The sequence below is a fragment of the Dehalococcoidales bacterium genome, assembly GCA_030698765.1.
GTDB lineage: Bacteria > Chloroflexota > Dehalococcoidia > Dehalococcoidales > UBA2162 > JAUYMF01.
This window is the reverse complement of the sequence record JAUYMF010000187.1, coordinates 1-8,585: the sequence shown is the minus strand read 5'-3', so window position 1 is coordinate 8,585 and position 8,585 is coordinate 1. Positions and strand designations below refer to the sequence as shown.

Genomic DNA, 8,585 nt, shown 5'->3' with positions numbered 1-8,585 from the left:
CCATGAGCTTCTTCGCCGTGCTTGGCTATCTTTTGCATTAGCTCTTCTTTGGTAGCCGCCGAGGCTTCAAAGCTGCAGGCCATCCCTACGTCTGCGCATTTGAATGTGGGCATAACTGATTACCTCCGTTCAACTTACCGTTTGGGTATGCCTCTTCTATTTCAGCTTTAATATCACAAAGTCCTCACCTCCTTTTGAACGGGCCGTATAAGTTTCAAGATAACGTTTTTTTACGGTACCGCCTATAAGTAACAGCACCTAGTTTTTTGTAGGGGATACACGTAATCCGGGTTTACGCCTTTGTTTTAACCACAGATCTTTCAACAGTTGACGCCGGTTAAGTCCAGGCTCATAAATCCCGGTGAAGCAGATGTCGGTTACTGTACCCCGGTCTGCAGGTACCGGTCATTTTCACTCGACATTGATAAACGTTGTCGCTGTGTAGAGGTTCTTGCCGGTAATCCAGTGAAAGAAGTCGATTGTGCAGGGAAACCTGCCGGGTGTGGTCGGGCGTATGAGCGCATCACCGCGCATGGCGGCGGTAAGGCGGATGGGCTGTCCGGCTTCGTAATTGACCGGACGTGAATACCTGGTGCGGGGTAACACGCCGAACGGATAACCGTCTTCAGCAACGAGCGTCCACGGCAGGCCGAGCCGGATTTCATTGACGGTATATGTTGCGTCGATGAACCTGAGAAGCACAGTCTGTCCCACTTTGCAGTTGATTGCTGCTTTCTCAAATGGAGTATCGTCGTCTATTCGCTTCATCTCTCCGGATAGCGAGAAGACATCCGGCCTGAAGTCGCTCAGGAACCCGTCCTGTGAGAAATTCCTGGCGGCCATGGGGTCATCCTTGTCGCACTTCTGCATGAAGGCATTATGGCCAAGCTCGTGCCACCGGGTATCGATGTCATCCGGCACCCAGAGCGCTTCGACATCGTACTTGACCTTATGCGTGGGCGGGTTGAAGGCATAGATGAAGCCGGGACCGCCGTCAGGATAAGGCGGGTCCGGGACGCCTTCCGCCTCCGGGGTGTCCGGCTTTTCACAGTCAACGATGAAAGCGCCGTACAGTCCCATTTCAAAGTGCAGCGCGGTATTCTTGTGGCAGTGATATAAGAAAGTACCCGCCTGGTTGGTGGCAAACTGGTAAGTGAAGTTGCCGGAGATTTCAAAGGAGTGCTTGCCCACCCCGTCATTCATAGCTGTCGGCTCGATGCCATGCCAGTGAATGGTGTGAGTATTGAAGCTGGAGCCGACCCTGGCGTGGACAATATCGTGTTCAACCGTCCTTATCGTCTTGGAAGGGAATGACCGCCTTGCCTCCGTGTCATCGTCAGGGTCTTCAATCACCCACATCCGTATCTTTGTACCGTCGGGCAGATCTATGAATGTATCCACATGGCTGTCCAGGTTGCGGGCAATATGGCGCGTGGGTGTCAAAGCATCGATAGGGTCACCTCCAAAAGTAGGCGGGCAGACATGCTTGTGAAAAATCGGTATTTCGTTTTCATGTACCGCTCTCAGCGGGATGATTCGTTTTTCCATTTTGTTACCCCTTTATTAGCTCCCCGGACTAATGCTGTTCCGGCGGCCCGCCCATTTCCTGCGGGTTAGAATGCGGGAAGTCCACGCCATCGACGTCTCCGGTGATTTCCCACATGGTGACCAGCCCCTGTGGATAGTTACCGCCAGCCGCGCTCTGGGATAGTTCATTGTGGCCGTGCATCGGGTACATCAGGGGGGACTGAGGAACACCGCCCAGGGTCAGTGAAAGCTCGGCGGGTATCAGGTCCCGTAAAGGGACGCTTTCGTCACCGGGGATATCCGGCGGCCTGATGAAGGGGAGCAGCCAGTCCATGCACTGTCCCACCTCGTCGGTATAGGTATCTACCAGCGGAACGTTATCGAAAATCCTCAGTTCGCCGTTTTGCATTCTCCTTGAAAGCACGTAGACATGATTGGCGTGGATGTGGGGCGAGTCTGCCGTCATGCCCGCATCGATGATACGAAGCAGGTGCGGCTGGCCTATTCTGCCGGAAGGTACGATACTGTGGTCGTGGGAAGCGTAAGCCCCGGAGACCCCGTTGATGGTGAAATAGCGGGGCAGGTAGGTGTCAATGAACTCTTCATGGTCCAGGCGCTCGCCTCTCTCCACGCGCCCGTTGAGCACAGGGTCAACGGTGCTGAAGAGCCAGATGCGCGTGCGTTCCGGTTTCCAGGGCTCTCCGGGGAAATGCTCCGATGTGCCCAGGTCATTGAAAAGCTCCTGGACAGCCGGGGTGGGACGGCTATATGGAGTATTCCCATTCTTCGGCAACACTACCATTGGCCCGTTCAGTCCGAGCACCCGGTTCACCGGCGGATTGAGGTGGTCATAGTACAGGTAACTGCCACCTTCCGGCACCGTAAAACTGAAATGCGCGGTCTCCCCGGGTTCAATGACAATGCCTTCACCCACTATGCCGGGCACGCCGGGGATACGGAATCCATGGACATCAGGGAGATTGTTGGTGATAGAGAACTCAAGTACCTCTCCTTCAATGGCATCGATGAGGGGGCCGGGTACCTGCGGCATTGGTCTGAGCCACTCAAGGTCTTCAAATGCCCAGTGATAGACAGGCGTTCGGTCGACCATCTTGACCAGGGCCTCGGTCATGGCCAGGTGGTAACGCCCCCCCAAACGGGGCGTTTTCATAAAAGGAGCGTAACGGTCCACCGCGAACCCGCTACCGAAAGCAGCCGCGCCCACCAGCGCATACCTGATAAAATCACGTCTCGTTACCTGTTTCATGCGGTCTTCCCCCCGTTAATTACCTGCTACTCTTTACTCTTATTATAAGCCTCAGCCCGCTACTAACCTATCCGTAGTATTACTTAGGTTAGAGATGTACCCGGACTTATCCGGTGCTGATGGCAGGTTAAAGTCAGGGCACAATCCGGTATATTTTCCCGGTCTTGCCCTCGGGTCCCCTCGGGTCAGCCACCAGGACGTAAAGCTCGCCACTGGCATCCTGCCCGAAGGAACGGAGAAAGGCATTGAGCCGTCCGTCAGGGCTTGTATCTATCTTCAGCTCTTTCATCGACCACATGCCGCCGCTGGCGGGCTTTCCGGCGATAAATAGCCTGCCGTCAGGCGACTGGCCGCTGGCGCTGAAGTCGCCAAAAATGTAAGCGCCATTCATCCCGGGCAGCGCCGCCCCCCGGTAGACGAAACCGCCGATGACCGCCGTACCTTCACCGCCGGCCCTGGAATTGGCGTATTCGATAATGGGGTCGATGAGGGGCTGCCCTCTGGCATCAACCTCAGCGCATGTCTGCCGGGGCTGCCCGGCATTTTCAGGGTCAAAGCAAAGTGTACCCTCCTTGATATTCCAGCCGTAGTTTCCGCCCTTACTGATTATATCTATCTCTTCCCTGAGTTGCTGCCCTACGTCCCCGACGAATAGCTCATGCTGCCCCCCAAGGTCAAAAGCCATACGAAAGGGATTGCGCAGTCCGAAGGCAAAAATCTCATCCCGCCCCTCTTTTCCCACGAAGGGATTATCCGGCGGGATCGCGTAGGGGTCTCCGCCGTCGATATCAATGCGGAGGATGCTACCCAGAAGGGTGGATACGTCCTGCCCGTTACCGATAGAGGGATGGCCGAGGCCGGTATCGTTCGCTCTGCCGCCATCCCCGAGCGAAATATAGAGAAAACCATCCGGACCAAAGGCAAGCTGCCCGGCGTTGTGGTTTGCCTGCGGCTCATCAACCTGCAGGATTATTTTTTCCGAGGCCGGGTCAGCCCGGTCGGCATTACCGGGCATTACCCTGAACTCTGAGATGTGGCTGGTATGGTCCCAGCCTTCCGGCCCGGTCGACTGTAAGGGGGCGCTGTAATAAACAAACAGCCGGTTGTTTTCCCGGAACAGGGGATGGAAGGCCAGTCCCAGTAGCCCGCGCTCATCAAATGTGGGGTTGAGACTTACCATCCGGGAGCGGAGGTCAAGGAAAGGCTCCGTCAGTAGGCTGCCGTCCGGCGTCAGCACCCATATGGTACCCTCCTGGTCTGCCACGAACAGGCGTCCGGTATCATCCGGCGAAGGTATCAGTCCTACCGGTGAAGTAAAACCTTCCGCCACCAGCTCTAACCTTACCGAGTCAGGCAGCGCGGTGCCGGAGGACGGCGTGTCCGTCTCTATTTCCAGGGCGAGACTGGTTCCGTCCGCTAAAATTCTATATTCGACTCGTGCCTCCACTCCCACCACCAGCCCCGAGTCGAGTGTGGTATTCTGGTCTAATTTAAAGCTTTGCCCGCCGATTACCCAGGTATCCGTCCCCATCGACTCGATAACTCCGGAAAACCGGAAGTCCTCGGCTGGCGTTGGTGGCGGAGTAGAAGTGGGGGTGGATGAAAGCGGTGGTATCGGGATGTCAGATACCGTGAACGGCAGGCTGGGGGTCTGCCCGGCGCCTCGGGCGTTGAATTGGGAGTTCACCACTAGCATCCGGTCACCCACCTTGGCTATCGTCGTCGGGAAGGCAAAGGAGTCATCACGGAAGCTGTCGCGGATAACGCCGCTGGAGAAGTCCGCCGCCATCTGGATGCGGACTATCATGTCACCGGTCTGGGTGCGCGCCAGCACGTAGAGAGCCTGGCCGTCCAGCACCATGCCGTCACCGCCCTGCGGCGTGCCGCCGAGGTCTACTTCGAGCACCTCTTTGCTGGCTACCGTGATGCGGAAGAGCTTCTGGTCGCCGGAATGGACAACCACGATATAGGCGCCGTCCTGGCTCACCACGATGCCGTTAAGCGCCGTTGCGCCGGGGGTGAATTGTACCGGCGTGCCGGTGAAGTCGAGCCAGCGTTCCAACTCGCCCGGTTGAGCGCCGGAACCGTCGATTTTGAATAGAACCGGCCTCCGGGAGTCGGTGATGTAGGCATCACCGTTCGGCGCCAGCGCCACGTCATTCAGGAAGGTCTGCTCGGCTTGAGGCGTGGTGTACTTGCGGACAAGGGCGCCGCTATCAACGTTGTAGACGAAAATAAGGCCGGTGGCGCCACCGGCTACCCAGAGGCGCCGTGTCTGGCTGTCCACCTTCATACCGATGGCGGCGGTGCGCCCATCTGCCCCACCGGCGGAGAACACGGACACCTGACCGCTGGCCAGGTCGCCGCGGAATATTGTCCCATCACTGGTACTGCCGGTGAAGAAGCTGTCGCTGGCGGGGTCATAGGCTACCCCTTCAGGGAACACCTGTTCGCCGGGAAGTGCGTAAGTTCTCACCGGGGCAGGCGATACCGGAGGCGTTGCGGGAGTCTGTGGCGGAGCGGGAGTTGAGGTCGGAGCTGGCTGCCTGCACGCAGCCAGCATTAGTAACAGGACAAACATTGCGGTGAAGCAAACTATCCTTTTCATTATCATCCTCCTTTAACGGGAGATTAACCCCGAAATTAATACCACAAGCTCACAAGTCAATGATACTTTTAAGGGAATGTCCTTGACATACGTAAAGGTACGTATTTCGGTCGCCGGATATACGCAATTTGTAGCTTTCGGGGAACTACCCTTATGCCGGACTGAGTCTCCCCGAGGCGGAGGCGTACCATGGGTCAGGGAGTTGTTTCCTGTGCGGTGCTTATGAGCATAAATATAGGTCTGTTTGTGTTTTAGCGCGTTCATGTGAGATATTATGGGTTGAATCAGGAGCGCGTAACACGTAGAGTTGCCAGTGGCAGAAGAAGATCAAAGAGAACCTTACCAGCAGCGTTACCGCTGGGTTATGCTTGCCCTTTTATGGCTTCAGTATGCTACTTTCGGGCTGGTATCCCGCTCCATATCGCCTCTGGTCAGCCTGATTCTCAGCGACCTCAGCATATCATACAGCCAGATGGGGCTTATCCTGGGCTCCTGGCAGCTGACCTACATAGTAGCTTCTTTGTTTGCCGGTACGATAATTGATAAGTGGGGTGTGCGCCAGTCTCTTTTCTTCGGCACCGTGGTTATGAGCTTATCGGCGGTCTTACGTTATTTCTCCGGTAGCTTCGGCAGCTTTTTACTGGTGGTGGCGTTATTCGGCATCGGCGGTCCGCTGATATCTATCGGGTGTCCCAAGACTATCGCCGTGTGGTTCAGGGGGAAGAGCCGGGGTACCGCGGTGGGGATTTATACCACCGGGCCCTGGATAGGAGGGTTAATCGCTTTCACTTTAACCAACAGCGTGGTTATGCCGCTGACCGGCTATAGCTGGAGACTCACTTTTGTCAGCTACGGTCTGCTGGGTTTCATCTTCGCCCTGCTCTGGCTGCTGCTGGCCAGAGATACCAGAGCGGCGGATACAGAAAACCCTAATATGGTTCAGCTTTTTGCCAGGCTAATCAAGACGCGGAACGTGCAGGTCATCCTGGCAGCCGGACTCCTGTCCTTCGCTATTATACACGGCTTCACTAACTGGCTTCCCGACATTCTGGAAAGCGGCGGGCTTTCTCCCGCAGAGGCCGGGTTTACGGCTTCGCTGCCTCTTTTTGCCAGCATACCGGCGGTTCTGGTTATCCCCCGGGTGGTACCGGCTTATCTCCGGAAGTCTGTCCTCGCCCTGCTGGCTTTAACGGCGGCGCTGGCTCTCATGGTATCAGTGATGACATCGGGTTTGTTGATGTATGCCGGACTGGTGTTATTCGGCATTGCCGGTTCTACCTTGCTTCCCCTGTTAATGCTGGTGCTGATGGAAACTCCTGAGGTCGGCTCGCGGTATATGGGCTCGGCGGGAGGGATGTTCTTCTGTGTTGCTGAGGTCGGTGGTTTTAGCGGGCCGTTATTAATGGGGGCTCTGGTTGATATTATGGGGACTTACCGGGGTGGGGTTGTTTTTCTGGCAAGTCTGGGACTGGTGATTTTTGCCATCTCCTTCTTACTCAATACCCGTACCGTAGCGGCCGCTGATGAGCCCTAATCCTGTTTCTCTTTCTCCTGGCGTTCCGTGATATCGCGCAGCATGATCAACCGGCCGATAATGCGACCTCGCCGGTCACGTAGCGGGGAAGCGTGTAATTCGTAGTGATGACGGGTTCCCTCTTTTTCAATGGCGACCTCGGCATAGGCTTCGATTGTTTTCGCACTGACGTAGGAGCGCTCAACTATTTCCGGGTAACTGGCTAATACGCTGGCGAATGGTTGCCCGATTACCGCCGACAGCGGATATCCGATGATACGCTGGCCTGCCGGGTTAATATCGATAAGGCGGTTCTGCACATCCAGTACGATGACACCTTCACTCATGTTTTCTATTACGGAATCCCGGGCTATGGGAATGATGTCAAAGAGGCGGAAGCGGAATAGTCCCCAGCCGATGAGCAGCCCGGACATAGCGAAGGCGGAAGGTGTCAGGTCGATGCGGTATGCCGGTAACAGGCGGAAGATATAGAGCACATTCCACACCAGTGGCGTGGCAACAGCGGCGAGTAGAGCAATTGACTGGGAACGGTACAGGCGCGGAGAGCGGAATAGCCTCTGGATGAGGGCCAGCGTACCGGCTAGAATCAGAAAATAGGAGTAAACGGTATGAACCCAGAACCAGGGGCCGTAAGTCTTGACTATTACCACGAATGGGCCGCTGGTCTCAAGGTGTCTACCGCTCCACATCAGGTCATGGAAATTGCTGCTCCAGGCAAGGATTAAGGTGATTGAAGGTATAATTAAGAGCAGGAACAGGTTACTGCCCGTCAGCCAGCTACCACGCCCGGTGTATTGCAGGGAGAAGGCAAACCAGGCTACCGGCAGGATGACGATGCCGATATACTGAATACAGGTGGCCATGACTTGCTGTGATAGCTCGGCGCTGCTTAGTTGCAGTACGTAGCCCAAAGACCAGACCGCTATCGCCAGCATCGCGAAGGTGATGGCTGCCCCGCCCGGGGCGTGCCGGCGCTGCCAGAAGTACCACGCTTCGGCGATAGCGACCACGGCTGAGATTATCAGGGATGATAAATAGAGCGTATAAACCATTCTGCTTCCGCTAATCTGTTACGTCATATTGAGTCAGACTTCGCCCAATGGTAAGGCCGGCTGTCTTCAAGGCGTATCTTGAATAAATCCAGTGATTATACTATACAGAATTTTAGGTGCAATTATCCCGACCGAAAGGATACGTTTGAAGGATAAAAAGTATCGAAGCTGGTGTCCGTCATCGTCAGAAATGACTTTTAGGGGAAGATTACGTATAAAGAAGGACTGGCGGTTCAACCGCCAGTCCTTCTCCGTTACGTTATGTTTTCAGTAGTGCCGGGCTATCAGACCCTCCCCATTCAGGTGAGGGATTTAATGCGCCACATCTCCCGCCCCATATCATCCGGCACAGGCTCGCCTGACTTCAGCCAGTCGGGTGGTGGAATACGGATTATTTCCGGCTCCGCCTTGGCGGCTAACTTAAGTCCACCGACATACAAAGCGTGTGACGGCTCGGGAGCTATGATTGGCCATCCCAGAGAACGTGCTTTTCTGACTGCGGGCATGGTGACCATGTCAGTCCGGTCATAAAGTATCTCGTCATCGGAGACCTTGAGAAACTTGAATTTGGCGTAGCCAACCCTGCCGAAATAGTCG

At 55.6% G+C, this 8,585-nt stretch carries 6 protein-coding genes; 1 reads left to right on the top strand and 5 read right to left on the bottom strand.

Translation table 11 applies throughout. The features are described from left to right. Nucleotides 1–411: 411 nt before the first annotated feature. The 3 genes from Q8Q07_09500 to Q8Q07_09490 all read right to left on the bottom strand — a co-directional run bounded on the left by Q8Q07_09500 (nt 412) and on the right by Q8Q07_09490 (nt 5,402). Nucleotides 412–1,548 (bottom strand): multicopper oxidase domain-containing protein, encoded by a 1,137-nt coding sequence (locus Q8Q07_09500; protein ID MDP3880520.1) that lies wholly within the window; start codon nt 1,546–1,548, stop codon nt 412–414. 28 nt (nt 1,549–1,576) lie between these two features. Beyond that, entirely contained in the window at nt 1,577–2,794 is a 1,218-nt protein-coding gene (locus Q8Q07_09495) for a multicopper oxidase domain-containing protein (GenBank protein MDP3880519.1), read from the bottom strand. A gap of 133 nt (nt 2,795–2,927) precedes the next feature. After that, complete coding sequence (locus Q8Q07_09490) at nt 2,928–5,402, bottom strand: PQQ-dependent sugar dehydrogenase (GenBank protein ID MDP3880518.1); 2,475 nt, start codon at nt 5,400–5,402, stop codon at nt 2,928–2,930. Between the two features lie 313 nt (nt 5,403–5,715). Here Q8Q07_09490 and Q8Q07_09485 point away from each other — a divergent pair, with 313 nt between their 5' ends. Next, nucleotides 5,716–6,936, top strand: coding sequence for an MFS transporter (locus tag Q8Q07_09485; protein MDP3880517.1), 1,221 nt, complete (start codon nt 5,716–5,718; stop codon nt 6,934–6,936). Here Q8Q07_09485 and Q8Q07_09480 read toward each other — a convergent pair. Both Q8Q07_09480 and Q8Q07_09475 read right to left on the bottom strand, forming a co-directional pair. Then, nucleotides 6,933–7,988 (bottom strand): histidine kinase N-terminal 7TM domain-containing protein, encoded by a 1,056-nt coding sequence (locus Q8Q07_09480; GenBank protein MDP3880516.1) that lies wholly within the window; start codon nt 7,986–7,988, stop codon nt 6,933–6,935. The genes Q8Q07_09485 and Q8Q07_09480 overlap by 4 nt on opposite strands. Before the next feature lie 299 nt (nt 7,989–8,287). Continuing rightward, nucleotides 8,288–8,585 (bottom strand): hypothetical protein (locus tag Q8Q07_09475; GenBank protein MDP3880515.1); only part of this gene is annotated, 298 nt, incomplete at its 5' end.

What these genes read in the sequence shown, in the direction of transcription:
- Q8Q07_09500 (MDP3880520.1), bottom strand. Translation starts at nt 1,548, where the DNA reads ATGGAAAAACGAATCATCCCGCTGAGAGCGGTACATGAAAACGAAATA.
- Q8Q07_09495 (MDP3880519.1), bottom strand. Translation starts at nt 2,794, where the DNA reads ATGAAACAGGTAACGAGACGTGATTTTATCAGGTATGCGCTGGTGGGC.
- Q8Q07_09490 (MDP3880518.1), bottom strand. Translation starts at nt 5,402, where the DNA reads ATGAAAAGGATAGTTTGCTTCACCGCAATGTTTGTCCTGTTACTAATG.
- Q8Q07_09480 (MDP3880516.1), bottom strand. Translation starts at nt 7,988, where the DNA reads ATGGTTTATACGCTCTATTTATCATCCCTGATAATCTCAGCCGTGGTC.